Here is a 24,612-nt window from a genome sequence, read left to right as displayed (position 1 = left end):
GCTAAGATTGGATTTTTCCCGCCGCAGGTGATCTATGTCTTCTCAACCCAACCAAAGCTTGATTGACGGTATTCGCTGCCTGCAATATCTGGTGTCCAGTGATAAAGCCGTGGGTTGCCGTGAACTGGCGCGCCAGATGGGGATGAACAGCACGCGCGTGAATCGCCTGCTGATGACCATGGCCTCGATTGGACTGACCACGCAGGATGAGCATCGACGCTATTTGCCCGGCCCCGGTATTCACGCGCTGGCGGCACAGGCGATTCGCGGATCTTCGCTGTTTGCGCAGGCGTTGCCGCAGCTGGAACGGCACGCGCCGCGTGATATCGTGGTGGCGCTGGGCGTGCTGTGGGAAGATCAGGTGATCTACATCTGGCACTCGGAACCCGGTGAACGCATCAACGCCAGCCAGGCGCTGGCCGGTTTCCGCATGCTGCCCGCATGGAAATCGGTGATTGGCGTGTCGTTGCTGGCGGCGGAGAGCGATGAGGCGCTGCGCCCGCGTTTTAACGACGAACAGTGGTTGCAAATTGCGCCGCTGCTGGCGCGTAAGCGTGCTGAGAGTTACCTGATCTGGCACCGTGATGACGGCGAAATCAGCATGGCGCAGCCGATCGATAACAATCGCGCTGCACTGGCGTTTGCCAAAATCTGGCAGGACGATGAGGCGCATCTCGCGCAGCGGCTGCAACAGCTGCAATCGCTGGCGCAAACCGTCATCACCCCGCGCTAACATGATCGATTTTCCCGACAATAAACAGATAACTGCAGATGCCAATCGCGGCCAGCACGGCGATAAACGCCAGTGCTGGCGCGAAGTTATCGCCGTCGATTAACGCACCAATAGCAATCGGCACCACGATGGAGGAGAGCGCGCCGGTAAAGTTAAATACGCCGCCCGCCAGACCAATCAAATGGCACGGTGCCAGCGCCGTGACAAACACCCACGTAATGGTTGCCAGTCCGTTGCCGAAAAATGCCAGCGACATAAACAGGATGATCAGCGTGGAATCATCGGTGTAGTTGGCACCAAGAATAAACAGCGTCAGGAATAGACCCAGGATTACCGGCAGCTTGCGCGCCACGCTGGCAGAAATGCCGCGGCGTATCATGCGATCCGAGGCAAATCCGGCCAGCAGCACGCCGCAGAAGGCGGCGAAATAGGGCACCGAAGCCACATATCCGCTTTTGATGAAGCCCATGTGGCGATACTCAACCAGATAGGTCGGGAACCAGGTGAGGAAGAACCAGAAGGTGGCAGAAATGGTGAACTGGCCGATATAGATGCCGACCAATTTTCGGCTGCGGAACATCTGCGCCAAATCACTCCAGCGCGCTTTGGGTTGCTGCGTATTCTGCCGACTCTCCAGCAGCGCACCGTTGTCGCGCAAATAGTTGAGCTCAGCTTCGGACACGCCTTGATGCTGATTTGGCTCGCGGTAGAGCCAATACCACACCAGCGCCCAAATCATCCCCGCGACTCCGGTAATCAAAAACAGCCCGCGCCAGCCAAATGCATCCTGCAGATGAAACAGCAGCGGCGTCATACAGGCGAGGCCGACAAACTGCGCTGAGGAGTAAATACCGATCGCACTGGCGCGCTCTTGCTCCGGGAACCAGCTGGAAATTACCCGATTATTGGAGGGCATCACCGGCGCTTCAAACGCTCCCACGCCGAGCCGCAGACCAAACAGTGCGCCAAAGCTGTTGGCAAGCGCATGCAGCGCGGTAATCAATGACCAGGCAAATAAACCGACGCCATAGACCACGCGCGCGCCAAGGCGGTCGATGAGGAAGCCGCCGGGGATCTGCAGTGCAGCGTAGATCCAGCCGAAAGCAGAGAAGATCAATCCCATCTCCATCGGCGTGAAGCGCAGTTCACCCGCCATTGCGGTAGCGGCAACCGACAGGTTAGTACGATCCATGTAATTGATAATTATATTAATAAACACCAGAGCGAGCATCAGAAAGCGCGTGCGTCCAGCGCGAACGCTGACGGCTGTTTGGCTAAGCGGCTGTTCTGTCATTGGCAACTCTCCCGAACCCAGAAGTGTTTCTTTAATAGAAACGAATAAGTGCTTAATAGGCGAATCCGTACAGCTGAATTTGCGATCGCGGCTACGTTAAAAAGGAGATTGCTCGAACTTTTGAGCTGTTTACTAATCAGATAAGCACACATGTTAATGTGTTTTGGGTTTAGCCATAATGGCAACCTGCAAATTGAATCCCTCAAGGAGGACTTTCGTGAAACTGAAAGCACTGGCGCTGGCCGCCGTAATGAGCACCGGCGCACTGTCCGGTTTAGTTCAGGCAGGCGAATTGCCGAATGGACCGCATGTGGTGACGTCTGGACAGGCAAGCGTTGATGCCACGCCAGATCTCGCGACGCTCGCTATTGTGGTGAATGTTTCGTCGAAAGACGCGGCAGAAGCGAAGAAACAAGCTGATGACCGCGTGGCGCAATATTTCGATTTCCTGCAAAAGAACGGCATCGAGAAAAAAGATATTGATGCTGCAAACCTCAGTACTCAGCCAGAGTATGATTACACCAAAGAAGGTAAGTCGGTACTGAAAGGCTATCGTGCCGAGCGTCAGGTGCAGGTGACGTTGCGTCAGCTGGACAAGCTGAACGAGCTGCTGGATGGCGCGTTAAAATCTGGCCTGAATGAAATCCGTTCCGTCGAGTTGGGTGTGGCGAATCCTGACAGCTATAAAGAGAAGGCACGTAAAGTGGCAATCGCTAATGCTACGCAGCAGGCCAATGCGCTGGCAGAAGGGTTCAATGCTAAGTTAGGTTCGGTTTACAGCATCCGCTATCACGTTGCGAACTACCAGCCGATGCCGATGGCGCGCATGTACAAAGCCGCCGCTGCACCCGCTGATACCACCGCGCAGCAAACTTACGAGCAGCAGAGCATTCACTTTGACGATCAGGTGGATGTGGTGTTCGAAATCAAACCGAATACACCGTAAGTTTGTATATCAGGTCGCCATTAATGGCGACCTGATCTTTACGCCGGCAACACATCCTGACGCAGCACGCGATGTCCGTGCGCAATCAGCGCATCGGTGACGCTGCGCATCAAGCGGCTTTCCGGCGCAAACCGGTGCCAGTACAGCATACGACGCTGATACAGGCCTGGCGTCAAATCCACCAGCTCACCTTGCGCCAGCTCGCGCTCAATCTGCAGATGCGGAATCATACAGCACACCGAACCCTGACGCGCCAGCTGCACAAAGGCTTCTGACGAGTTAACGATATGGCAGGGCACGCTGCCCGGCGACAGGTCAAAATTCTGCTGTAAAAACGCCTGATGCATATCATCCAGATGATCAAACGCCACCGCCGGCGCTTTCAGTAGCGCAGAGCGCGTCACGCCATTTGGGAAGTAACGTGCAGCAAAATCAGGCGAGGCGCAGAACAGATAATCGAGCGCGCCCAATTGATCCACTAAGCAGCTGGGCAGCGGCTGTGGCTGAATACTCACCGCGCCGACCACCTCACCACGACGCAGACGTTCCTGCGTGCGGGTTTCATCTTCTACCTGCAAATTCAGGCGCACCGGCGAATCGGCCAGTACATCTTTCAGCGCGGGCAGCAGCCAGGTTGCCAGACTGTCGGCGTTGACCGCCAGCGACAGCAACAGCGGCGTGGTTCCACCGTTGTCATCACCTAGCCACTCCTCTTCCAGCAGTTCAACCTGATGTAACAACGCCAGTAATTTTTGTCCCTGCTCGGTCGGACGCGGCGGCACGGTGCGCACCAGCAGCGGCTGACCAAATAAATTTTCCAGCTGTTTAATACGCTGCGAAACCGCAGATTGGGTAATGCAGAGTTTTTGTGCCGCACGCTCAAAGCCGCGCTCGCGAATCACAGCATCCAGCGCCTGAAGCGTTCGATAATCCGGGCGTTTCATTGTTGTTCTCTCTCGTTCAGGGTGGACGTTACTATGCCATAAAACTGTCAAATTGTGCTGCGGCGCATTTTTGCGGGCTGGCTTCCAAAGCGTTAAATCGGCTGTCTAACAGTCGCGCTTTTTTGCAGCGCCTTGTTTTATACTACGCGCACTTCGATGTCGCACAGGTTTTAAACATACCATGACCCAGGATGAACTGAAAAAAGCGGTAGGTTGGGCAGCCCTGCAGTACGTAGAGCCCGGCACCATTGTCGGCGTAGGCACCGGATCAACGGCAGCGCATTTCATTGATGCACTCGGCACCATGAAGAATCAGATTGAAGGTGCGGTTTCCAGCTCGGAAGCCTCGACAGAGAAACTGAAAGCGTTAGGCATTCACGTCTTCGATCTCAACGAAATTGATGAGCTGTCGGTTTACGTCGATGGTGCCGATGAAATCAATCCGCAGATGCAGATGATCAAAGGCGGTGGCGCAGCGCTGACGCGAGAGAAAATCGTTGCGGCGGTGGCGAAGAAATTCATCTGCATTGCCGATGCATCGAAAGAAGTCGATGTGCTGGGCAATTTCCCGCTGCCGGTTGAAGTGATTCCGATGGCGCGTTCTTATGTGGCGCGTGAACTGGTTAAACTCGGCGGCTTGCCGGAGTATCGCCAGAACGTCATTACCGACAACGGCAACATTATTCTCGACGTGCATAATCTGCGAATTCTCGACCCCATCGAACTGGAAAAAACCATCAACGCGCTGCCTGGCGTGGTGACCGTTGGCCTGTTTGCAGGACGTGGCGCCGATGTCGCGCTGATTGGCACCGCCGACGGCGTGAAAACCATCGTAAAATGATCTGTCCGGCGCGCGTCATGCGCCGGTTATTTCCATCCGCAAAACATCTTTTCTCGCCAGGCTGAAATTTGGTGACTTATGTCACAAAATATTCATCAGCAGTGAGTTCGTACTTCGTCCACTCAGGATGTCACGATTTTGTACGGCATTGTGCTGTCTCCGCGTGGGCGCGTGCTGGCTCCCAGGCAATCGTTTGTATTGCTGCGCACGAAATTTTTGATATTTTGACAGAAGGCTACCTTATGGTAGTCCTCATTGAATTCTGAATAGGGTCGGGAAATGGCAAAGGTATCACTGGAAAAAGACAAGATTAAGTTCCTGCTGGTGGAAGGCGTTCACCAGAGTGCGCTGGAAAACCTGCGTGCAGCAGGCTACACCAACATCGAGTTTCACAAAGGGGCGCTGGATGCGGAGTCGCTGAAATCCTCCATCCGCGATGCGCACTTCATTGGTATCCGTTCCCGTACCCAACTGACCGAAGAGATCTTCGCTGCCGCAGAAAAGCTGGTGGCAGTCGGCTGTTTCTGTATCGGTACCAACCAGGTTGATCTCGGTGCTGCGGCGAAACGCGGCGTGCCGGTGTTCAACGCACCGTTCTCCAACACCCGTTCAGTGGCTGAGCTGGTGATTGGCGAAATGTTGCTGATGCTGCGTGGCATTCCGGAAGCTAACGCCAAAGCGCACCGTGGCATCTGGAATAAAGTCGCCAACGGTTCGTTCGAAGCACGCGGCAAAAAACTGGGTATCATCGGCTACGGCCACATCGGCATGCAACTGGGTGTGCTGGCAGAAAGCCTCGGTATGCACGTGTTCTTTTACGATATCGAAAGCAAACTGCCGCTGGGTAACGCGACGCAGGTGCGTCATCTCTCCGATCTGCTTAACATGAGCGACGTGGTGAGCCTGCACGTTCCTGAAACCCAGTCGACCCAGAACATGATTGGTGCCGAAGAGTTGGCGCTGATGAAGCCAGGCGCGCTGCTGATCAACGCCGCGCGCGGTACCGTTATTGATATTCCGGCACTGTGTGATGCCCTGGCGAACAAACATCTGTCAGGTGCCGCCATCGACGTGTTCCCGGTTGAGCCTGCCACCAACAGCGATCCATTCAACTCTCCGTTGTGCGAGTTCGACAACGTGATTCTGACGCCGCACATTGGTGGTTCAACACAGGAAGCGCAGGAAAACATCGGTATCGAAGTGGCTGGCAAGCTGGCGAAGTATTCGGATAACGGTTCTACGCTGTCTGCGGTTAACTTCCCGGAAGTTTCGCTGCCAATGCATGCGGCGAGCGCGAGCCGTTTGTTGCACATCCACGAAAACCGTCCAGGCGTATTGACGGCCATTAACCTGATCTTTGCCGAGCAGGGTATCAACATCGCGGCTCAGTATCTGCAAACTACGCCGGTGATGGGTTATGTGGTGATTGATATCGATGCGGAAAAAGATGTAGCGGATAAAGCGCTGCAGGCGATGAAGGCGATTCCGGGCACCATCCGCGCCCGTCTGCTGTACTGATTAATTAGGGCGCCATCGGCGCCCTTTGTTTTTCCTGTTTACGATTCCCATTGCCACAGTTTCGATGGCGTCAGTATCGCGGGTAGCGGCACATCCCATGCAGCGACTGGCAGCGCTTCTACGCGTTGACAATCATGTGCGATCCCCACCGGAAGAAAACCATGCTGCTGCCAGTGTTGCAGCGTGCGATCGTAAAATCCGCCACCCATCCCCAAACGTTGACCCGCATGATCAAACGCCACCAGCGGCACCAGCATCACATCGAGTTGATCCAGCGTTGCCAACTGCGTGATGTCTAACGGCGGTTCCGGAATGCGTAGCTTATTTGGCGTGAGTGAAGTTTCTGGCGTGTAACGGATAAACAACAGATTGCCAGGCGAGAAGGGATGGAGCACCGGTAGATAGACCTGCTTTTTCTGCTGCCACAGTTTGGCGATCAGCGGGCGGGTATTGATCTCACCATCGACAGACAAAAACAGCGCAATGCGTTGAGCATTAGCGATCGGCGCAATGTTGATGGCGTGTTCAGCCAACTGATCGGCGGCCTGTTCTTGCTGTTCAGATGTGAGATTACGGCGCAAATGGCGCACATGCTGTCGGATGTCTTGACGGTCGAGAAGTGAGGGCGCTGACATGATATCTAAATCCCCGGAATAATCGCTTCTTAAAAGCGATTATATCATGCGAACCGGGGAATCAGACTTGCTACTAAATGGAGATCTCCGAGATGCCGCCGCAGGCTGTAACCCTTGAACCCTTGGTTCAAGGTGAACATGCCGTCACAACTATTAGGCTTCTCGGACGGACCGAGCATGCGCACAAATTGTGGAGCGTCACATTCTGTTGGTATGAAATATCGGCTCAGGGGACTGGCCCGCTTGCAAACATCTCAGAGAAAATTTACTTCACCGTCACTCTAGCATGAGGACCATGAAGTGTTATTCAAAATTAGGGCCCTGGCGGTCAGTTATGCGACCTTGCTCTACTAACGCTTGTTCAATGGTCTGTTGCAGCATGCGGATACGTTGTTCCATGTTTGCTGCATAGTCGCGCGTCTTACCTTTCTCTTGTGCCAACTCGTGGCAGATGTTTAACGCGGCGATGAACACCAGCTGCTCTGTATTGGTGACTCTAGTGCGAACTTTTAAATCTTGCAACCGTTGATTGAGATCCTCTGCGGCCAGATTCAGCGCATCTTGCTGTTCAGGCGGGCAATTCACTCTTAACGAACGACCAAAAATTTGAATATCTACTGGTTGTGCAGACATGCCACCATCCTAACTGATTACTTCGATCGCATCTCCCTTACCGGTCAATGGGTTGGGAGGTGCGAAACTATATATACCCGAGTTATAAGTTACAACCCCTTTTCTGGAAACCCAGAGGCACCTGGTGGTAGCATAACACGAACTTATTCCGCCAACGACGACCAAAGCTTATGTCTTTACAGAACGCAACGCCGAGTTACAACGCGCTGGCCGCGGCCCTTTCACAGCAGGGCGTGGGCATGACGCCAGCCGAAATGCATGGTCTTCTTTCCGGGATTCTGTGCGGCGGCAATCAGGATACCAGCTGGAAAACCATGGTTCACGATCTCACCAACGAAGGCATGGCGTTTTCGCAGAGCCTGTCTCAGCCGTTGCAAGCGCTGCATGAAAGCCTGGCGACCACGCTGGAAGATGAAGGCTTTATGTTCCAGCTGATGTTGCCGGAAGATGATGACATCACGGTATTCGATCGCGCGGATGCACTGGCCGGTTGGGTAAACCACTTCCTGCTCGGTTTGGGCGTCACTCAGCCTAAGCTGGAGAAAGTGACCGGTGAAACCGGCGAAGCGATTGACGATCTGCGTACTATTGCACAGCTTGGCTATGACGAAGATGAAGATCAGGAAGAGCTGGAGCAGTCGCTTGAAGAGGTGATTGAATACGTGCGCGTTGCCGCTCTGCTGTGCCATGACACCTTCACGCGTCAGCATCAGCCAACCGCACCAGAAGTACAGAAGCCTACGTTACACTAAGCGCGTCAATGCGGGTGCGTTGTGGCCCGTCTTCAACAGGGAGTGCAAACATGATTACCTTGGATACGTTTCAACAACGTCGTCAGGCGCTGATTGCCCGCATGGCGCCAGGCAGCGCGGCATTGATTTTTGCTGCACCTGAAGTGACGCGCAGCAACGACACCGAATACAACTTTCGGCAAAATAGTGACTTCTGGTACTTCACCGGTTTTAACGAACCGCAGGCGCTGCTGGTATTGATCAAAAGCGATGATAAGCATAATCACAGCGTGCTGTTCAATCGCGTGCGTGACCTGACGGCCGAAATCTGGTTTGGTCGCCGCCTAGGCCAGGATGCCGCACCGGCGAAACTGGGTGTCGATCGCGCTTTGCCGTGGGATGACATTGGCGAGCAGCTGCATCAACTGCTTAACGGGCTGGATGTGGTTTACCACGCGCAGGGCGAATACGCAGAAGCCGATCAGTTGGTGTTCAGCGCGCTGGAAAAACTACGTCGCGGCTTCCGTCAAAACCTCAGCGCGCCGGATACGCTTACCGACTGGCGTCCGTGGGTGCATGAAATGCGCCTGTTCAAAAGCGCAGAAGAGATTGAGATTCTGCGCCGCGCCGGCAAAATCAGCGCGCTGGCGCATACGCGAGCGATGCAAGCCTGTCGTCCAGGCATGTTTGAATATCAGCTGGAAGGCGAAATTCATCACGAATTCAATCGCCACGGCGCGCGTTTCCCCTCGTACAACACCATTGTTGGTTCTGGCGAAAACGGCTGCATTCTGCACTATACCGAAAACGAATGTGAAATGCGTGATGGCGACTTAGTGCTGATCGACGCAGGCTGTGAATTCCACGGCTACGCGGGCGATATCACCCGCACCTTCCCGGTCAACGGCACCTTCAGTGAACCGCAGCGCGCCATCTACGACATCGTGCTGGCCTCGCTCTACAAAGCGCTGTCGATGTTCCGTCCGGGCATCAGCATCCATGACGTCAATGACGAAGTGGTGCGCATCATGATCACCGGGCTGGTCGATCTCGGCATTCTGGATGGCAACATCGATACGCTGTTTGAAGAGCAGGCGCATCGTCCGTTCTTCATGCACGGTTTGGGCCACTGGCTGGGGCTGGATGTGCACGATGTCGGCCATTACGGCACGCCAAGCCGCGACCGCTTACTTGAGCCGGGCATGGTGCTGACCGTTGAGCCAGGCTTGTATATCGCGCCAGATGCCAAAGTGCTGGCACAATATCGCGGTATTGGCATTCGCATCGAAGATGACATCGTCATCACCGCTGACGGCAACGAAAATCTCACCGACAGCGTAGTGAAAGACGCCGACGCGATTGAAGCTCTGATGGCGGCGGCACGTCACGCATGAGCATTTTGATTGCCGGCGGCGGCATGACCGGCGCGACCCTTGCGCTGGCGATTTCACATCTGACGCAAGGCCAACTGCCGGTTACGCTGATTGAACGCAGCCAGCCCGACAGCCGCGCACATCCCGGCTTCGACGGACGTGCGATTGCGCTGGCGGCAGGCACCTGTCAGCAGTTAGCGGATATCGATCTGTGGCGCTCGCTGGCCGATTGCGCCACGCCAATTACCGATATTCACGTTTCCGATCGCGGTCATACCGGTTTTGTTTCGCTTAAAGCGCAAGATCATCAGGTTCCGGCGCTCGGCCAGGTGGTCGAACTGTTTGATGTCGGCCAGCGACTGTTTCAACGCCTGCAGAAAGCGCCTGGCGTCACGCTGCGCTGCCCGGATCGCGTAACTTCGGTATCACGCACCGCAGATAACGTGCAGGTCACGCTGAACAGCGGCGAACAACTGGAAGGCGCATTACTGGTGGCCGCCGACGGTGCGCGTTCACCTTTAGGCGCGTCCTGCGGCATCACCTGGCAGCGCGACGATTATCAGCAGCTGGCGGTGATTGCCAACGTGTCGACGCAGTTACCGCATCAGGGCCGCGCCTTTGAGCGCTTTACCGAACACGGCCCGCTGGCGCTGTTGCCGATGTCCGGCAACCGCATGTCGCTGGTGTGGTGCCATCCGCTTGAGGCGCAAGCAACGGTTAAGCAGTGGGACGATGCCACCTTCCTGCAAGAACTGCAGCGCGCATTTGGCTGGCGGTTGGGGCGTTTCACGCACACCGGTCAACGCGAACATTATCCGCTGGCGCTGCAAACTGCTGAACGTCAGGTGACGCATCGTCTGGCGCTGGTGGGCAACGCGGCACAAACGCTGCATCCGATTGCCGGACAAGGCTTCAATCTGGGTTTGCGCGATGTGATGTCACTGGCAGAAACGCTGGCGGGCGCACATCGTCAGCAGCAAGATCCCGGCAGTTTCGCGATATTGCAGCATTTTGCCGCGCGACGTCAGCCCGATCGTGCCGCCACTATTGGCGTCACTGACGGTTTAGTCCGACTGTTTGCTAACCGCTATGCGCCGTTGGTAGCAGGACGAAATCTTGGGCTGGTGGCAATGGACCATCTGCCTTGGCTACGAAATCCGCTTGCCGCGCGCACGCTCGGCTGGGTTAAGCGTTAAGCACGAATTAAGGGGCAGCAATGCAAACTTTTGATGTGGCAATTGCCGGAGGCGGCATGGTGGGTTTGGCCGTCGCCTGCGGACTACAAGGTAGCGGCTTACGCATTGCCGTGCTGGAAAAAGCACCCGAGCCACAGTTTGATCCGGCGGCCAAGGCGTCGATTCGCGTCTCCGCCATCAACGCTGCCAGCGAACGTCTGCTGCAAAAGCTCGATGTCTGGTCGAGCATTTTGGCGCTGCGTGCCAGTGCCTATCACGGCATGGAAGTGTGGGATCAGGACAGCTTCGGTTCGATCAGCTTTGATGATGAGCAGCAAGGTTTATCGCATCTCGGTCATATCATTGAAAATGAAGTGATTCATAGTGCGTTGTGGCAGCGTGCCAGTCAGAGCAGCGATATCACGCTGTTTGCCCCGGCGCAGTTGCAGCAAGTGGCATTTGGCGACAACGAAGCCTTTATTACGCTGCAAGATGGCAGCATGATGAGCGCCCGTTTGCTGGTTGCTGCCGACGGCGCGAATTCGTGGCTGCGTGACAAAGCGGATATTCCGCTGACCTTCTGGGATTACGAGCATCACGCGCTGGTGGCAAATATCCGCACCGATATGCCGCATGACGCCATTGCGCGTCAGGTGTTCCATGGCGACGGTATTCTGGCGTTTCTGCCGATGCAGGATCCGCACTTATGCTCAATCGTCTGGTCGCTCTCGCCGCAGGAAGCGGCGCGCGTGCAATCGATGCCGGAAGCGCTATTTAATCAGCAACTGTCGGTGGCGTTTGATATGCGTCTTGGCTTGTGTCAGGTCGAGAGCGAACGTAAAACTTTCCCGCTGACGGCACGTTATGCGCGTAACTTTGCCGCGCACCGTTTAGCGCTGGTCGGCGATGCCGCCCACACTATCCATCCGCTGGCCGGGCAGGGCGTGAATCTTGGTTTTATGGATGCAGCCGAATTAATTGGTGAAATTCGCCGCCTGCATCAGGAAGGCAAAGACATTGGTCAGCATCTCTATCTGCGTCGCTATGAGCGCAGCCGCAAGCACAGCGCGGCGATGATGCTCGCGGGGATGCAAGGCTTCCGCGAATTGTTTGCCGGTACCCATCCGGCGAAAAAGCTGCTGCGTGATGTTGGCCTCAAGCTCGCCGATACTTTGCCGGGCGTCAAACCGCTGATGCTAAAACAGGCGATGGGGCTTAACGATCTACCCAGCTGGATACGCTAATCATCTCTGCCAACGGCGCCTAAATAGGCGCCGTTTTCTTTGCTGCACCGCAATGATGCAGCGCTGCACCGCAATCGCGCCTCATTTGATTTATTCTAATTTTACCCCTTAATTCGCATTAGATTAATTCATGCAATAACTTTTCACATGCCGGACCATTTCTTAAACCTGCGGCGTCTATTCCCTCAATTTGCTGCGTGAAAGTAATTTAGTCGTATTTTGTGCGAGGCTAATCACAATAATGCAGTGATTTATGCTGGTGGCTGTTCGGTGGCTCATCGAAAGGTGGTAGTGTTTCGCCCTCGTTTTCCTCATGGTTAATTGCCGCATTAGGTGATAACTTCAGCATAAAGAGAACGTTTGCGTCAGCCTGCGAAGGCGACGCAGGCGCGTCACACTCACTTGTATTCACAGGATGGTTATGACTCAGCAAACGCCTCTATTCGAACAGCATCAGGCAAGCGGTGCGCGCATGGTGGACTTCCACGGTTGGATGATGCCGCTGCATTACGGCTCGCAAATGGATGAGCATCACGCGGTGCGTAACGATGCCGGCATGTTTGATGTTTCCCACATGACCATTGTCGATCTGCGCGGCGCACGTACCCGCGAATTCCTGCGTTATCTGCTGGCGAACGATGTCGCCAAGCTGACCCAACCGGGCAAAGCCCTGTATACCGGCATGTTGAATGCCTCCGCTGGCGTCATTGATGATTTGATTGTTTACTTTATGAGCGAAGATTTCTTCCGTCTGGTGGTGAACTCCGCCACGCGTGAGAAAGATTTGGCGTGGATTAAACAGCATGCGCAGCCGTTTGGCGTGGAGCTGACCGAGCGTGACGATCTGGCGCTGATTGCGGTGCAAGGCCCAAATGCGCAGCAGAAAGCACAAACGCTATTTAGCGCTGCTCAGCGTGATGCCGTTGACGGCATGAAACCCTTCTTTGGCGTGCAGGCAGAAAACCTGTTTATCGCCACTACCGGTTATACCGGCGAAGCGGGTTATGAGATTGCCATGCCTGCGAATGAGGCCGCCGCTTTCTGGCAGCAGCTGTTGGCCGCAGGCGTTAAACCGGCAGGACTTGGTGCGCGTGACACGCTGCGTCTGGAAGCGGGCATGAACCTGTACGGTCAGGAGATGGATGAAGGCGTTTCGCCGCTCGCCGCCAATATGGGCTGGACCATCAGCTGGGAACCTGCCGATCGCGATTTCATTGGTCGTGATGCCCTGCAGGCGCAGCGCGAGCACGGCACCGAGAAGCTGGTTGGCCTGGTGATGACCGAAAAAGGCGTGCTGCGTAACGGCTTAACGGTGCGTTTCACCGATCAACAAGGTCAGCCGCAGCAAGGTATTATTACCAGTGGTTCCTTCTCACCAACCCTGGGTTACAGCATCGCGCTGGCGCGTGTGCCAGCCGGAATTGGTGAGCAGGCGATTGTGGAAATCCGCAACCGTGAAATGCCAGTAAACGTCACCAAACCGATTTTTGTTCGCGCCGGTAAGCCGGTCGCCCAGTAATTTTTTTCAGGAGAAATGGCCAATGAGCAATGTGCCAAGTGAATTGAAATACCGCGATAGCCACGAGTGGGTCCGTAAAGAAGCCGACGGCACCTTTACTGTTGGTATCACCGAACATGCACAGGAATTGCTGGGCGATATGGTGTTTGTCGATCTGCCAGACGTTGGTGCTACCTTCGCGGCCGGTGATGACTGCGCCGTTGCGGAGTCGGTGAAAGCGGCTTCAGACATCTATGCGCCACTGAGCGGTGAAATTGTTGCGGTGAATGACCAACTGGGCGATTCGCCAGAGCTGGTGAATAGCGCGCCGTACGCCGATGGTTGGCTGTTCCGCATCAAAGCCAGCGACGCGTCAGAGCTCGACGCCATGCTGGATGCTGATGCCTACAAAGCCGCGATCGACGAGTAACCGGTAGTTTTAGAAGGTGACGCGCTGCGCCACCTTCTTTTTTATCTGCCTGATTTAACGCCATTTTTGTAACCCAGCCCGATTCAGGATTTACTGCAAATGACCCAGACTCTCAGCCAGCTTGAACACAACGGTGCTTTCATTGAGCGCCACATCGGTCCTACGCAGGAACAACAGGACTTAATGCTGAAAGCGATCGGTGCCAGTTCGCTCTCCTCATTGATCAGTTCTATCGTGCCTGCCGATATCCAACTGCCTGGCCCGCCGGCAGTGGGCGACGCCGCGACCGAGCAGCAAGCGCTGGCAGAGCTGAAAGCCATTGCCAGTCAGAACCAACGCTACAAATCCTGGATCGGCATGGGCTACAGCGCGGTGATTACACCGCCGGTTATCCTGCGTAACATGTTGGAAAACCCAGGCTGGTACACCGCATATACGCCGTATCAGCCAGAAGTGTCACAGGGCCGTCTTGAGGCGCTGCTGAACTTCCAAACCCTGACGCTGGATCTGACCGGTCTGGATATCGCTTCCGCGTCACTGCTGGATGAAGCGACCGCTGCAGCCGAAGCGATGGCGATGGCCAAGCGCGTCAGCAAACTGAAAACCGCCAGCAAATTCTTCATCGCCAATGACATTCATCCACAGACGCTGGATGTGGTGCGCACCCGCGCAGAAACCTTTGGTTTTGAACTGATTATTGATAGTGCTGATAAGGTATTAGATCACGACGATCTGTTCGGCGTGTTGCTGCAACAGGTTGGCACGCACGGTGAAGTGCACGATTACCGCGCACTGATTGCCGAGCTGAAAAGCCGCAAAGTGGTGGTGAGCGTAGCCGCAGATTTCATGGCGCTGGTGCAGTTAGAAGCGCCAGGCAAGCAGGGCGCAGATATCGTCTTCGGTTCTGCCCAGCGTTTCGGCGTGCCGATGGGTTACGGCGGACCACACGCCGCGTTCTTCGCCAGCCGCGACGAGCATAAACGCTCGATGCCTGGCCGTATCATTGGTGTATCGCGCGATGCCGCCGGTAACACCGCGCTGCGCATGGCGATGCAAACCCGCGAGCAGCATATTCGTCGTGAGAAAGCCAATTCCAACATCTGTACATCGCAGGTGCTGCTGGCGAATATCGCCGGTCTCTACGCGGTGTATCACGGTCCGGTTGGCCTGAAACGCATTGCATCCCGTATTCACCGTCTGACCAGCATTCTGGCTGCAGGCCTGCAAAACGGTGGTTTGAAGCTGCGTCACAACAGCTGGTTCGATACGCTGACGGTTGAAGTGGCTGATAAAGCGGCGGTGCTGAACCGTGCGCAGAGCTTTGGCGTCAACCTGCGCAGCGATATCCACAATGCCGTCGGCATTACGCTGGATGAAACCACCGCACGTGAAGATGTGCTGGCGCTATTCGCGATTCTGCTGGGCGATGCGCACGGCCAGGACATTGATGCGCTGGATGCCGCTGTTGCTGCGGAAAACAGCGCGATTCCGGCCGGTCAGGTGCGTGAGAGCGCCTTCCTCACCCATCCGGTGTTCAACCGTCATCACAGCGAAACTGAGATGATGCGTTACATGCACAGCCTGGAGAAAAAGGATCTGGCGCTGAACCAGGCGATGATTCCACTTGGTTCGTGCACCATGAAACTCAACGCTGCGGCGGAGATGATTCCGATCACCTGGCCGGAATTCGCCGAACTGCATCCGTTCTGCCCGGCTGAGCAGGCGTCGGGTTATCTGCAGATGATTGGCCAGCTGTCGCAATGGCTGGTGCAACTGACCGGCTACGATGCGCTGTGCATGCAGCCCAACTCGGGCGCACAGGGTGAATACGCGGGTCTGCTGGCGATTCGTCGTTACCACGAAAGCCGCAACGAAGGTGGACGTAATGTCTGCCTGATCCCAAGCTCGGCGCACGGCACCAATCCCGCATCTGCACAAATGGCGGGCATGTCGGTGGTGGTGGTGGCTTGCGATAAACAAGGTAACATCGACCTTGGCGATCTGCGTGAGAAAGCCGCACAGGTCGGTGAGCAGCTGTCGTGCATCATGGTGACCTATCCGTCAACGCACGGCGTTTATGAAGAAACCATCCGCGAAGTGTGCCAGATCGTGCATCAGCACGGCGGACAGGTGTATCTCGACGGCGCCAACATGAACGCGCAGGTCGGTATCACCACGCCAGGTTACATTGGCGCGGACGTATCGCACCTGAACCTGCACAAAACCTTCTGCATCCCGCACGGCGGTGGCGGTCCAGGTATGGGCCCGATTGGCGTGAAAGCGCATCTGGCACCGTTCGTGCCGGGTCACAGCGTGGTGCAAATTGATGGCGTGCTGACGCAGCAGGGCGCGGTTTCTGCCGCACCGTTTGGCAGTGCATCGATTCTGCCAATCAGCTGGATGTATATCCGCATGATGGGCGCAGAAGGTCTGAAACAAGCCAGTTCGGTGGCGATTCTGAACGCCAACTACATCGCCAGCCGTCTGCAGTCTGCCTATCCGATTCTGTATGCGGGCCGCGATGGCCGCGTGGCGCACGAATGTATTCTCGACATTCGTCCGCTGAAAGAGCAGACCGGCATCAGCGAGCTGGATATTGCTAAACGTCTGATCGATTACGGTTTCCACGCACCAACCATGTCATTCCCGGTGGCGGGAACGCTGATGGTTGAACCAACGGAATCAGAAAGCAAAATCGAGCTGGATCGCTTTATCGATGCGATGCTGGCCATCCGCATGGAAATCGATCGCGTTGCCGATGGCGAATGGCCGCTGGAAGATAACCCGCTGGTGAACGCGCCGCACACGCAGACAGAAATCGTTGGCGACTGGGCGCATCCGTACACCCGCGAACTGGCGGTGTTCCCGGCTGGCAGCGCTAACAAATACTGGCCGACGGTGAAACGTCTGGATGATGTATTTGGCGACCGCAATGTCTTCTGTTCGTGTGTACCAATGAGCGAATATATTTAGGCTAAAGTTACGGGAAGTATTTATGAAAGGGCCGACTGTTCGGCCCTTTTTTTTGGAGGCAAAAATGGATCTGGCTTTGATTACCGGTGGTAGTCGTGGGATTGGCCGCGCAACCGCGTTATTGTTGGCGCAGGCGGGTTATCGCGTGGCGATCAACTATCGCCAGCGTCAAGCCGAAGCGGCAAGCGTGGTGGCAGAGATTGAAGCGCAGGGCGGCGGTGCGATTGCGCTGCAGGCCGATATCGCCGATGAAACACAGGTTATGCGTATGTTTGCCGAGTTGGATCAGCAAGAGGGCGAACTGCGTGTGCTGGTGAATAATGCCGGTATTTTGTTTACCCAATGCCGGGTGGAAGATCTGGATGCCGAACGTATTCAACGCGTGTTCGCTACCAACGTCACCGGTACATTCATTTGCTGTCGTGAAGCGGTGAAACGCATGGGGACGCATCATGGCGGCAAAGGGGGTGCTATCGTCAATGTGTCATCCGCTGCGTCACGTCTCGGTGCACCGGGTGAATATGTGGATTATGCCGCCTCAAAAGGAGCGATGGATACGCTGACCACAGGTTTATCGCTGGAAGTGGCGGCGCAGGGCATTCGCGTCAACAGCGTGCGTCCTGGCCTTATTTATACTGAAATGCACGCCGACGGCGGCGAGCCGGGCCGAGTCGATCGGCTGGCAAGCATGTTGCCAATGGGACGCGGCGGTCGGGCCGAAGAGATTGCTGCAGCGATTGTCTGGCTGGCGAGCGATGCCGCGTCGTATGTGACGGGCACCTTTATTGATGCGGCTGGCGGGCGATAATTAACCAGGCCGGCATAAATACCGACCCTACAAAACCCAAAAACGATGATCCTTTACGTATAAAACCCTCCAAATCCCCGTAGGGTCGCCATTCATGGCGACCGACTTAATCAATCTCTCACCTGTCACACCCACTCACAGATTTAATTTAGCGTACATGTGTACTCTGAAAATTATCCCGGTTACTCTGGTTGCTCAGAAATAGCACACTTGCTTTTTCCGTTGTTCAGGAATCACTTCATGGTACAAACCCCAGTTATTGCCCAGGGCTACTCGTTGGCAGAAGAGATTGCCAATAGTATCAGCCACGGAATCGGCTGCATTTTCGGTATTATCGGGCTGGTGTTAATGCTGACACAAGCCGTTGAATCCCAAGCTAACATCACCGCGATCACCAGTTACAGCCTGTACGGCAGCAGCATCATTTTGCTCTATCTCGCCTCAACGCTGTATCACGCCATTCCCCATCAAAAAGCCAAATACTGGCTAAAGAAATTTGACCACTGCGCCATCTATCTGTTGATTGCCGGCACTTATACGCCGTTCTTGTTGGTGGGGCTCAATTCGCCGCTGGCACAAGGTTTGATGGTGGTGATTTGGAGTCTGGCGCTGGCCGGTATCCTGTTCAAAATCGCCTTTGCTCATCGCTTTGAAGCGCTGTCGCTGGTGACTTATCTTGGTATGGGTTGGCTGTCGCTGGTGGTGATTTATCAGCTGGCGATCAAACTGTCGCCGGGCGGGATTTGGCTGCTGGCTGCCGGTGGGATTGTTTATTCGCTGGGGGTGATTTTCTACGTCTCACGCCGCATTCCTTACAGTCACGCCATCTGGCATGGTTTTGTGCTCGGCGGCAGCGTGCTGCACTTCTGCGCAATTTATTTTTATGTGATGTAAGTTCGATTCAGGTCGCCATGAATGGCGACCCTGCGGGCTTGGTGCGCAATTATTCTGCCAATGAATACGGCAGTGGTTGAATGGTCAACTTGCCACTTTCATCGCCTTCCACGCGCAGTACGCTTTCCGGCTCCAAATCGTTGTTCATCACCACCTGCACCCAAACGCTGCCGTCATCCAGCTGCACACCGCTCAATACCGTGCCGGTGCGGCGCCATTTATCGCCCATCTGCAGCTCCATCGAACCGCCAACGTCCGGCACTTTGCTGGCTTTGCCCGCCAGCCAATAGAGTGCGCGTTTGTTAGCGCCGCGGAATTTGGCCCGCGCCACCATCTCCTGGCCGGTGTAGCAGCCTTTTTTGAAGCTGATGGCATCCAGCGCCTGCAGGTTGGTGGCTTGTGGGATCAGCTGCGCGCTGGTGGCGCTTTCAATCACCGGAATGCCCGCTTCGATATCCAGTGCCAGCCATTGCAAGCTGTCGTTGAACTGCGCTTCGCCCGCCAGTTTTTCTTTCAGCGCATTCGCCTGTTCTGACGTGGTCACCAGCAGGAAACGTTCGGCTGGCTGGGCAAACCACAGCAGCGTGCTGTCACCTTGCTGCACCACTGGCGTTTCGGCATCCGGCAGCGTGCTGAACACGCCCGCCAGCGCGGCGCGCGCCTGGAAACCAGCAACGCCCAGCAGCACCGCTTCATCATCCGCAACGAGGGTGACTTTGGCGAACACCGCATATTTCTTCAGCTCGGTAAGCTGCTGCTCACGCAAGTTGCGGCGCACCACGTACGCGTAACCTTCGGTGCGATGGAACAGACGAATGTTGCTCCACATTTTGCCTTTGGCATCGCAGTGCGCGGCGGGACGATGTTGCGTCTCGCCCATCGCCGCGACATCCAGCGTTAGCTGACCTTGCAGATAAGACGTGCTGTCATTGCCCTGCACCTTTACCAGCGCCCATTCGTCGAGCGAAATCAGGGTCAAAGGCAGGCGTGACGATGCAGCAGGCTGGCGAGGTGGAAGGGTAAAAATCGACATGTCTCTTTCCTGATTAATGAGGTAATAGGTTGCAATGGTAAAAGAGCAGTGCGGCTTTGCAACCTGTTTACTGAATATGGCGCACAAATCGCGTGATACCCATTGCAAATTGGGGGATGTAACGCCGAGGCATTGCACAGGGATAAGCACAGCGCCTGCAGCGAGAAAAAAAAGCAGGTACACTGAGCGCCACTGTTTTTAGTCATGGAACCTGAGACATGGAAATTAACGACAAAGCCCGCGTCCAATGGGCATGCCGTCGCGGCATGCTGGAGCTGGATATCGCTATCATGCCGTTTTTCAAATTCGAATATGATTCGCTGGACGACACCGATAAGCAGGTGTTTATCGCGCTGTTAAAGAGTGACGATCCCGATCTGTTCAACTGGTTAATGAATCACGGTGAACCGGTCGATCCCGAGTTCAAACGCATGGTGAAACTGATTCAGCAGCGCAACCGTGAACGCGGTCCGGTGGCAATGTAATCTGCGGGCGTCACGCAGTGCGCGCGCACTGAATGTGACGCTCTCGCTACTGTGCGCCGGTTTGCTGCTGGCGCTTGAGTGGCCTGAGGCGTGGGCGTGGAGCAAAGCGCCGGTGTTAGTGCTGCTGCTGGCAGAATGCTGGCGCAACGAGCGCCGTTTGGTGCAGCGCGTAGGTCGTCTGGCGCTAGACATGAAGGGCAATTGGCTGTGGCGCGGCGTGCGCTGGCGAGCAGAACGCAGGGCAGATTGGTTACCGTATGGCGTTTTGCTGGTGTTGCGTAACCAGCAGGGGAAGCGCTGGCGGCTGTGGTTGATGCACGACAACCTGCCGCCCGGTGAATGGCGCACGTTACGCGCCTGCTGTTTTCTGCGCGAGGGGCAAACGCTGCCTTAAAGCAGCGCTGCGGTTTCCGTCAGAATCTGTTCACACCACTGTTCGACGCGCTCATCGCTCTGTTCGAACTGGTTAACATCGTCAAGCGCCAGGCCGACAAACTGCGAGCCATCTGCGGTCAGCGGTTTTTTGCTGGTAAACTCATAGCCTTCCAGCGGCCAGTAACCCACAAACTGCACGCCCATCGGCTGCAACAGTTCGTGCAGCATGCCGAGCGCATCCAGGAACCATTCGGCGTATTCGCCCTGATCGCCCATGCCGTACAGCGCCACGATTTTCCCGCGCAAGTTCAGCGCCGGAATCTGCGGCCAAATCGCTTCCCAATCTTCCTGCAATTCACCGAAGTCCCACGTCGGAATACCGAGGATCAGCAAATCGTACTGCTCCATCAGCGACGGATCGTCATCTTTCAAATTGTGCAGCGTGACTAATTCTTCACCGATAAAGTCGCGGATCTTCTCCGCCGTCATCTCGGTGTAGCAGGTGCTCGAACCATAAAACAAACCGATATTCATGCAATTAATGCTCTGTCTGAAACTGACTCGGGGGCAATTGTACCAGAAGCAGGCTACTTTCAGGCATAATGAGCACGATTTCACACGGGCGGAGAGTACAGTGCAGGACAGCGATCTGATCGAACAGTTTCTGGATGCGCTTTGGATTGAGCGTAATCTGGCGCAAAATACGCTCGCCTCTTATCGGCAGGATCTGCAAACGCTCACCGGTTGGCTGCATCACCACGATCGCACGCTCTTAACGCTGGAAGCGCTTGATTTGCAGCAGTTTCTCGCCGAACGCGTTGAGGGAGGTTACAAAGCCACCAGCTCGGCGCGCACCCTCAGCGCCATTCGCCGCTTGTGCCAATATCTCTATCGGGAAAAATTGCGCAGTGACGATCCCAGCGCGCTGCTGTCGGCACCGAAACTGCCGCAGCGTCTGCCGAAAGATCTCAGTGAAAACCAGGTCGAACGCTTGTTGCAGGCGCCGAGCATTGATGTGCCGCTTGAACTGCGTGACAAGGCGATGCTGGAATTGCTGTACGCCACCGGTTTACGCGTGACGGAGCTGGTGGGCTTAACCATCAGCGATATCAGCCTGCGTCAGGGTGTGGTGCGCGTGATCGGTAAAGGCAACAAAGAGCGCCTTGTGCCGTTAGGTGAAGAAGCGGTGTACTGGATTGAATACTATATGGAACATGGTCGGCCGTGGCTGCTCAACGGGCAAACGCTGGACGTGATGTTTCCCAGCCAGCGCGCACAGCAAATGACGCGGCAGACCTTCTGGCATCGCATCAAACACTATGCGACCCTTGCCGGTATTGATAGCGAAAAGCTGTCGCCGCACGTGCTGCGCCACGCATTTGCCACACATTTACTGAACCATGGCGCCGATTTGCGCGTCGTACAGATGTTGCTGGGGCACAGCGACCTCTCGACCACCCAAATTTATACGCACGTCGCCACTGAGCGCCTGCGTCTGTTACATCAACAGCATCATCCGCGCGCTTGAGATGCGGTAACAAGGATTTAAGATGAAAAAGCAGCTAACGATGCTGGCTCTGCTGGTCAGTGCATTCACTGGATTGGCGCATGCCGATGACAACGCCATTCAGCAAACGCTGAAAAAACTGGGATTGCAGCAGGCTGAAATCCAGCCGTCACCGCTGCCGGGCATCAAAACGGTGCTGACCGAAAGCGGCGTGCTCTACGTCTCCGAAGACGGCAAACACATGATTCAGGGGCCGCTGTATGATGTCAGCGGCAGCCAACCGGTCAACGTCACTAACCAGTTGCTGGACAAAAAAGTCACGGCGCTGGCGCCAGACATGATTGTCTACAAAGCGCCAAAAGAGCAGCACGTGATCACCGTGTTCACCGATATCACCTGCGGCTACTGCCGCAAGCTGCATGAGCAGATGGCCGACTACAACGCGCTCGGCATCACCGTGCGCTATCTGGCCTTCCCGCGTGAAGGTCTCAACGGCCAGGTTGAAAAAGCCATGCGCGCCATCTGGTGCAGCGCCGATCGTAACAAAGCTTTCGATGCAGCGATGAAAGGCGATGCGCCGCAGATGGATGCGCCAGCGACCTGCAAAATCAATATCGAGCAGCAGTACAAACTCGGCATCCTGTTTGGCATTCAGGGCACGCCAGCCATTCTCACGGATAGCGGCATGATGATTCCTGGCTATCAGGGACCGCAAGAGCTGAAGCAGGTGCTTGACGGCCAGAAGCGTGGCGGTTAACGCACAGTGATGCATTCTGTTGAATTGCGTCGGCGCGAAGCCGAGACCGAAGCCAGCCTACCCGCTGATTTGCCCCCTTTGCTGCGCCGCTTGTATCTGCAACGCGGCGTGAAACAGGCGCTGGAACTGGAGCGCGGCGCTAAACATCTGCTGCCATGGCAAACGCTGGGTGGCATCGAAGCCGCCGTGACGCTGCTGCATCAGATGCTGTTGGCAGGCAAGCGCATCGTGGTGGTAGGCGATTTCGATGCCGATGGCGCCACCAGCACCGCGTTAACCGTGCTGGCGCTGCGCAGCCTTGGTGGCAACGTTGATTATCTGGTGCCAAACCGTTTCGAAGATGGTTACGGCTTAAGTCCGGAAGTGGTCGAGCAGGCCAAAGCGCGCGGTGCGGAGATGATTCTCACCGTCGACAACGGCATCTCATCACATGCTGGAGTCGATACCGCGCATCAGCACGGCATTCCGGTGCTGGTTACCGATCACCACTTGCCGGGCGAAACCTTGCCCGCCGCCGAAGCGATTGTGAACCCCAACCTCAACGACAGCGAATTCCCTTCACGTTCGCTGGCGGGTGTTGGCGTGGCCTTCTATCTGATGCTGGCGCTGCGTGCGCATCTGCGTCAGCAAAACTGGTTTAGCGATAGCCGCGCCGAGCCAAACCTGGCGGAACTGCTCGATCTGGTGGCGCTGGGCACCGTAGCCGATGTGGTGCCGCTAGATGCCAACAACCGCATTCTGGTGTGGCAAGGTTTGAGTCGTATCCGCGCCGGAAAATGCCGCGCCGGGATTCGCGCGCTGTTGGAGATTGCCAATCGCGATGCGCGTCAACTTGCTGCCAGCGATCTCGGTTTTGCTGTCGGTCCGCGTCTTAATGCCGCCGGTCGTCTGGACGATATGTCGGTTGGCGTGGCGTTGCTGCTCACCGAAGATATCTCCGAGGCGCGCATGCTGGCCAATGAGCTCGATGCGCTGAATCAGACGCGCAAAGAGATTGAGCAGGGCATGAAGAGTGAAGCGCTGGCGCTGTGCGATGAGCTGGAGCGCCAGCACACCGATCTGCCGCTGGGTCTGGCGTTCTACCATCCAGAGTGGCATCAGGGCGTGGTCGGAATTCTGGCGTCGCGATTAAAAGAGCGCTTTCATCGTCCGGTGATCGCTTTCGCGCCTGCCGGAGACGGCACGCTGAAAGGTTCTGGCCGCTCGATTGCCGGTTTGCATCTGCGCGATGCACTGGAGCGTCTCGACACGCTGTTCCCGGGTTTGATGATCAAATTTGGTGGTCACGCCATGGCCGCCGGATTGTCACTGGAAACCGCGAAGTACGAGGAGTTCCGTGCGCGTTTTGCCGCGTTGATTGATGAGTGGCTGGATGGCGAAGCGCTGCAGGGCGTGATTTGGTCGGACGGCGAACTGCATGCGCAGGAGTTTACGCTGCACACCGCCGAAATGCTGCGAGAAGCCGGTCCGTGGGGCCAGGCGTTCCCGGAGCCGGTGTTCGATGGCAAGTTCAAGCTGCTACAACAGCGGTTAGTGGGCGAGCGCCATTTAAAAGTGATGGTCGAGCCGCTCGGCGGCGGCCCGCTGTTAGATGGGATTGCCTTCAACGTGGATACCACGCTGTGGCCAGACAGCAGCGTGCGTCAGGTGCAACTGGCCTACAAGCTGGATATTAACGAGTATCGTGGTAACCGTTCGGTGCAGTTGATCATCGATCATATCTGGCCGATGTAAGGTGCGTGAGGTCGCCATGAATGGCGACCCTACACCGTTGGGTGCGCAGCA

At 55.9% G+C, this 24,612-nt stretch carries 24 protein-coding genes and 1 other RNA gene; 18 read left to right on the top strand and 7 right to left on the bottom strand.

Annotated features, from left to right (window positions below; all coding sequences use genetic code 11):
- Positions 1 to 34 precede the first annotated feature (34 nt).
- Positions 35 to 733, top strand: coding sequence for an IclR family transcriptional regulator (locus tag AC6I8A_RS15925; RefSeq protein WP_293794450.1), 699 nt, complete (start codon positions 35 to 37; stop codon positions 731 to 733).
- On the opposite strand, the gene AC6I8A_RS15920 is transcribed toward AC6I8A_RS15925, so the two are convergent.
- Complete coding sequence (locus AC6I8A_RS15920; protein ID WP_497818761.1) at positions 720 to 2,027, bottom strand: MFS transporter; 1,308 nt, start codon at positions 2,025 to 2,027, stop codon at positions 720 to 722. The two genes, AC6I8A_RS15925 and AC6I8A_RS15920, sit on opposite strands and share 14 nt — an antisense overlap.
- A gap of 217 nt (positions 2,028 to 2,244) precedes the next feature.
- On the opposite strand from AC6I8A_RS15920, the gene AC6I8A_RS15915 reads away from it, so the two are divergent.
- Positions 2,245 to 2,973 (top strand): oxidative stress defense protein, encoded by a 729-nt coding sequence (locus AC6I8A_RS15915; RefSeq protein ID WP_061719855.1) that lies wholly within the window; start codon positions 2,245 to 2,247, stop codon positions 2,971 to 2,973.
- A gap of 38 nt (positions 2,974 to 3,011) precedes the next feature.
- Here the strand turns inward: AC6I8A_RS15915 and AC6I8A_RS15910 are convergent, their stop codons facing one another.
- Positions 3,012 to 3,917 carry a LysR family transcriptional regulator ArgP gene (locus AC6I8A_RS15910; RefSeq protein ID WP_007890292.1) on the bottom strand — a complete coding sequence of 302 codons (906 nt, stop codon included), beginning with the start codon at positions 3,915 to 3,917 and terminating at the stop codon, positions 3,012 to 3,014.
- 181 nt (positions 3,918 to 4,098) lie between these two features.
- Between AC6I8A_RS15910 and rpiA the strand changes: the two genes are divergently transcribed.
- Positions 4,099 to 4,758, top strand: coding sequence for a ribose-5-phosphate isomerase RpiA (gene rpiA / locus AC6I8A_RS15905; protein WP_008108258.1), 660 nt, complete (start codon positions 4,099 to 4,101; stop codon positions 4,756 to 4,758).
- A gap of 279 nt (positions 4,759 to 5,037) precedes the next feature.
- Positions 5,038 to 6,276, top strand: coding sequence for a phosphoglycerate dehydrogenase (serA, locus tag AC6I8A_RS15900; RefSeq protein ID WP_008108257.1), 1,239 nt, complete (start codon positions 5,038 to 5,040; stop codon positions 6,274 to 6,276).
- Between the two features lie 38 nt (positions 6,277 to 6,314).
- Here serA and AC6I8A_RS15895 read toward each other — a convergent pair whose 3' ends face one another.
- The 3 genes from AC6I8A_RS15895 to zapA form a co-directional block, all read right to left on the bottom strand.
- Positions 6,315 to 6,911, bottom strand: coding sequence for a 5-formyltetrahydrofolate cyclo-ligase (locus tag AC6I8A_RS15895; RefSeq protein ID WP_479486159.1), 597 nt, complete (start codon positions 6,909 to 6,911; stop codon positions 6,315 to 6,317).
- A gap of 80 nt (positions 6,912 to 6,991) precedes the next feature.
- Positions 6,992 to 7,175: non-coding RNA, 6S RNA (gene ssrS / locus AC6I8A_RS15890), on the bottom strand.
- Positions 7,176 to 7,214: 39 nt separating this feature from the next.
- Positions 7,215 to 7,544, bottom strand: a complete 330-nt coding sequence (zapA, locus tag AC6I8A_RS15885; protein ID WP_007890288.1) for a cell division protein ZapA — start codon at positions 7,542 to 7,544, stop codon at positions 7,215 to 7,217.
- Positions 7,545 to 7,714: 170 nt separating this feature from the next.
- On the opposite strand from zapA, the gene AC6I8A_RS15880 reads away from it, so the two are divergent.
- The 9 genes from AC6I8A_RS15880 to trhA all read left to right on the top strand — a co-directional run bounded on the left by AC6I8A_RS15880 (position 7,715) and on the right by trhA (position 18,670).
- Positions 7,715 to 8,296 (top strand): YecA/YgfB family protein, encoded by a 582-nt coding sequence (locus AC6I8A_RS15880; protein ID WP_008108255.1) that lies wholly within the window; start codon positions 7,715 to 7,717, stop codon positions 8,294 to 8,296.
- 50 nt (positions 8,297 to 8,346) lie between these two features.
- Complete coding sequence (pepP, locus tag AC6I8A_RS15875) at positions 8,347 to 9,669, top strand: Xaa-Pro aminopeptidase (RefSeq protein WP_497818760.1); 1,323 nt, start codon at positions 8,347 to 8,349, stop codon at positions 9,667 to 9,669.
- On the top strand, positions 9,666 to 10,844 hold the full coding sequence (ubiH, locus tag AC6I8A_RS15870) for a 2-octaprenyl-6-methoxyphenyl hydroxylase (RefSeq protein WP_479486158.1): 1,179 nt from the start codon (positions 9,666 to 9,668) through the stop codon (positions 10,842 to 10,844). Before pepP ends, ubiH begins: the two co-directional genes overlap by 4 nt.
- 20 nt (positions 10,845 to 10,864) lie before the next feature.
- Positions 10,865 to 12,067, top strand: coding sequence for an FAD-dependent 2-octaprenylphenol hydroxylase (gene ubiI, locus AC6I8A_RS15865; protein ID WP_479486157.1), 1,203 nt, complete (start codon positions 10,865 to 10,867; stop codon positions 12,065 to 12,067).
- 421 nt (positions 12,068 to 12,488) lie between these two features.
- Positions 12,489 to 13,586, top strand: a complete 1,098-nt coding sequence (gene gcvT, locus AC6I8A_RS15860; RefSeq protein WP_265299256.1) for a glycine cleavage system aminomethyltransferase GcvT — start codon at positions 12,489 to 12,491, stop codon at positions 13,584 to 13,586.
- A 22-nt stretch (positions 13,587 to 13,608) separates the two neighbouring features.
- Entirely contained in the window at positions 13,609 to 13,995 is a 387-nt protein-coding gene (gene gcvH, locus AC6I8A_RS15855; RefSeq protein WP_008108250.1) for a glycine cleavage system protein GcvH, read from the top strand.
- A 99-nt stretch (positions 13,996 to 14,094) separates the two neighbouring features.
- Complete coding sequence (gene gcvP / locus AC6I8A_RS15850) at positions 14,095 to 16,968, top strand: aminomethyl-transferring glycine dehydrogenase (protein ID WP_293794464.1); 2,874 nt, start codon at positions 14,095 to 14,097, stop codon at positions 16,966 to 16,968.
- Between the two features lie 64 nt (positions 16,969 to 17,032).
- Entirely contained in the window at positions 17,033 to 17,776 is a 744-nt protein-coding gene (locus AC6I8A_RS15845; RefSeq protein ID WP_497818759.1) for an SDR family oxidoreductase, read from the top strand.
- 240 nt (positions 17,777 to 18,016) lie between these two features.
- Positions 18,017 to 18,670 carry a PAQR family membrane homeostasis protein TrhA gene (gene trhA, locus AC6I8A_RS15840; protein WP_256697296.1) on the top strand — a complete coding sequence of 218 codons (654 nt, stop codon included), beginning with the start codon at positions 18,017 to 18,019 and terminating at the stop codon, positions 18,668 to 18,670.
- Between the two features lie 49 nt (positions 18,671 to 18,719).
- Here the strand turns inward: trhA and ygfZ are convergent, their stop codons facing one another.
- The gene (gene ygfZ / locus AC6I8A_RS15835; RefSeq protein ID WP_256697295.1) at positions 18,720 to 19,703 is read right to left on the bottom strand and encodes a tRNA-modifying protein YgfZ; all 984 of its coding nucleotides are present in this window, start codon (positions 19,701 to 19,703) and stop codon (positions 18,720 to 18,722) included.
- A gap of 218 nt (positions 19,704 to 19,921) precedes the next feature.
- On the opposite strand from ygfZ, the gene sdhE reads away from it, so the two are divergent.
- Together sdhE and AC6I8A_RS15825 are read left to right on the top strand one after the other, a co-directional pair.
- Positions 19,922 to 20,188, top strand: a complete 267-nt coding sequence (sdhE, locus tag AC6I8A_RS15830; RefSeq protein ID WP_061719865.1) for an FAD assembly factor SdhE — start codon at positions 19,922 to 19,924, stop codon at positions 20,186 to 20,188.
- Positions 20,163 to 20,582, top strand: coding sequence for a protein YgfX (locus AC6I8A_RS15825; RefSeq protein ID WP_265299268.1), 420 nt, complete (start codon positions 20,163 to 20,165; stop codon positions 20,580 to 20,582). The genes sdhE and AC6I8A_RS15825 overlap by 26 nt, the downstream gene beginning before the upstream one ends.
- Here the strand turns inward: AC6I8A_RS15825 and fldB are convergent.
- Complete coding sequence (gene fldB, locus AC6I8A_RS15820) at positions 20,579 to 21,097, bottom strand: flavodoxin FldB (protein ID WP_265299272.1); 519 nt, start codon at positions 21,095 to 21,097, stop codon at positions 20,579 to 20,581. The genes AC6I8A_RS15825 and fldB overlap by 4 nt on opposite strands.
- 100 nt (positions 21,098 to 21,197) lie before the next feature.
- On the opposite strand from fldB, the gene xerD reads away from it, so the two are divergent.
- The 3 genes from xerD to recJ are packed head-to-tail and all read left to right on the top strand — an operon-like array spanning position 21,198 to position 24,561.
- Positions 21,198 to 22,091: a site-specific tyrosine recombinase XerD gene (xerD, locus tag AC6I8A_RS15815; protein WP_256697292.1), complete on the top strand. Its 894-nt coding sequence runs from the start codon at positions 21,198 to 21,200 to the stop codon at positions 22,089 to 22,091.
- A gap of 22 nt (positions 22,092 to 22,113) precedes the next feature.
- Positions 22,114 to 22,827 carry a bifunctional protein-disulfide isomerase/oxidoreductase DsbC gene (dsbC, locus tag AC6I8A_RS15810; RefSeq protein ID WP_154155349.1) on the top strand — a complete coding sequence of 238 codons (714 nt, stop codon included), beginning with the start codon at positions 22,114 to 22,116 and terminating at the stop codon, positions 22,825 to 22,827.
- Positions 22,828 to 22,836: 9 nt separating this feature from the next.
- Positions 22,837 to 24,561, top strand: a complete 1,725-nt coding sequence (gene recJ / locus AC6I8A_RS15805; protein ID WP_312183077.1) for a single-stranded-DNA-specific exonuclease RecJ — start codon at positions 22,837 to 22,839, stop codon at positions 24,559 to 24,561.
- The last annotated feature ends 51 nt before the right edge of the window (positions 24,562 to 24,612 follow it).

The sequence above is a fragment of the Pantoea sp. X-Soil-ISGK-275 genome (assembly GCF_059730795.1).
This window is presented reverse-complemented; position numbering and strand designations above follow the sequence as displayed.

Excerpts from the sequence above, each read along its gene's own strand:
- AC6I8A_RS15925 (WP_293794450.1), top strand. The coding sequence starts at position 35 with ATGTCTTCTCAACCCAACCAAAGCTTGATTGACGGTATTCGCTGCCTG.
- AC6I8A_RS15920 (WP_497818761.1), bottom strand. The coding sequence starts at position 2,027 with ATGACAGAACAGCCGCTTAGCCAAACAGCCGTCAGCGTTCGCGCTGGA.
- AC6I8A_RS15910 (WP_007890292.1), bottom strand. The coding sequence starts at position 3,917 with ATGAAACGCCCGGATTATCGAACGCTTCAGGCGCTGGATGCTGTGATT.
- rpiA (WP_008108258.1), top strand. The coding sequence starts at position 4,099 with ATGACCCAGGATGAACTGAAAAAAGCGGTAGGTTGGGCAGCCCTGCAG.
- serA (WP_008108257.1), top strand. The coding sequence starts at position 5,038 with ATGGCAAAGGTATCACTGGAAAAAGACAAGATTAAGTTCCTGCTGGTG.
- AC6I8A_RS15895 (WP_479486159.1), bottom strand. The coding sequence starts at position 6,911 with ATGTCAGCGCCCTCACTTCTCGACCGTCAAGACATCCGACAGCATGTG.
- zapA (WP_007890288.1), bottom strand. The coding sequence starts at position 7,544 with ATGTCTGCACAACCAGTAGATATTCAAATTTTTGGTCGTTCGTTAAGA.
- AC6I8A_RS15880 (WP_008108255.1), top strand. The coding sequence starts at position 7,715 with ATGTCTTTACAGAACGCAACGCCGAGTTACAACGCGCTGGCCGCGGCC.
- pepP (WP_497818760.1), top strand. The coding sequence starts at position 8,347 with ATGATTACCTTGGATACGTTTCAACAACGTCGTCAGGCGCTGATTGCC.
- ubiH (WP_479486158.1), top strand. The coding sequence starts at position 9,666 with ATGAGCATTTTGATTGCCGGCGGCGGCATGACCGGCGCGACCCTTGCG.
- ubiI (WP_479486157.1), top strand. The coding sequence starts at position 10,865 with ATGCAAACTTTTGATGTGGCAATTGCCGGAGGCGGCATGGTGGGTTTG.
- gcvT (WP_265299256.1), top strand. The coding sequence starts at position 12,489 with ATGACTCAGCAAACGCCTCTATTCGAACAGCATCAGGCAAGCGGTGCG.
- gcvH (WP_008108250.1), top strand. The coding sequence starts at position 13,609 with ATGAGCAATGTGCCAAGTGAATTGAAATACCGCGATAGCCACGAGTGG.
- gcvP (WP_293794464.1), top strand. The coding sequence starts at position 14,095 with ATGACCCAGACTCTCAGCCAGCTTGAACACAACGGTGCTTTCATTGAG.
- AC6I8A_RS15845 (WP_497818759.1), top strand. The coding sequence starts at position 17,033 with ATGGATCTGGCTTTGATTACCGGTGGTAGTCGTGGGATTGGCCGCGCA.
- trhA (WP_256697296.1), top strand. The coding sequence starts at position 18,017 with ATGGTACAAACCCCAGTTATTGCCCAGGGCTACTCGTTGGCAGAAGAG.
- ygfZ (WP_256697295.1), bottom strand. The coding sequence starts at position 19,703 with ATGTCGATTTTTACCCTTCCACCTCGCCAGCCTGCTGCATCGTCACGC.
- sdhE (WP_061719865.1), top strand. The coding sequence starts at position 19,922 with ATGGAAATTAACGACAAAGCCCGCGTCCAATGGGCATGCCGTCGCGGC.
- fldB (WP_265299272.1), bottom strand. The coding sequence starts at position 21,097 with ATGAATATCGGTTTGTTTTATGGTTCGAGCACCTGCTACACCGAGATG.
- dsbC (WP_154155349.1), top strand. The coding sequence starts at position 22,114 with ATGAAAAAGCAGCTAACGATGCTGGCTCTGCTGGTCAGTGCATTCACT.
- recJ (WP_312183077.1), top strand. The coding sequence starts at position 22,837 with ATGCATTCTGTTGAATTGCGTCGGCGCGAAGCCGAGACCGAAGCCAGC.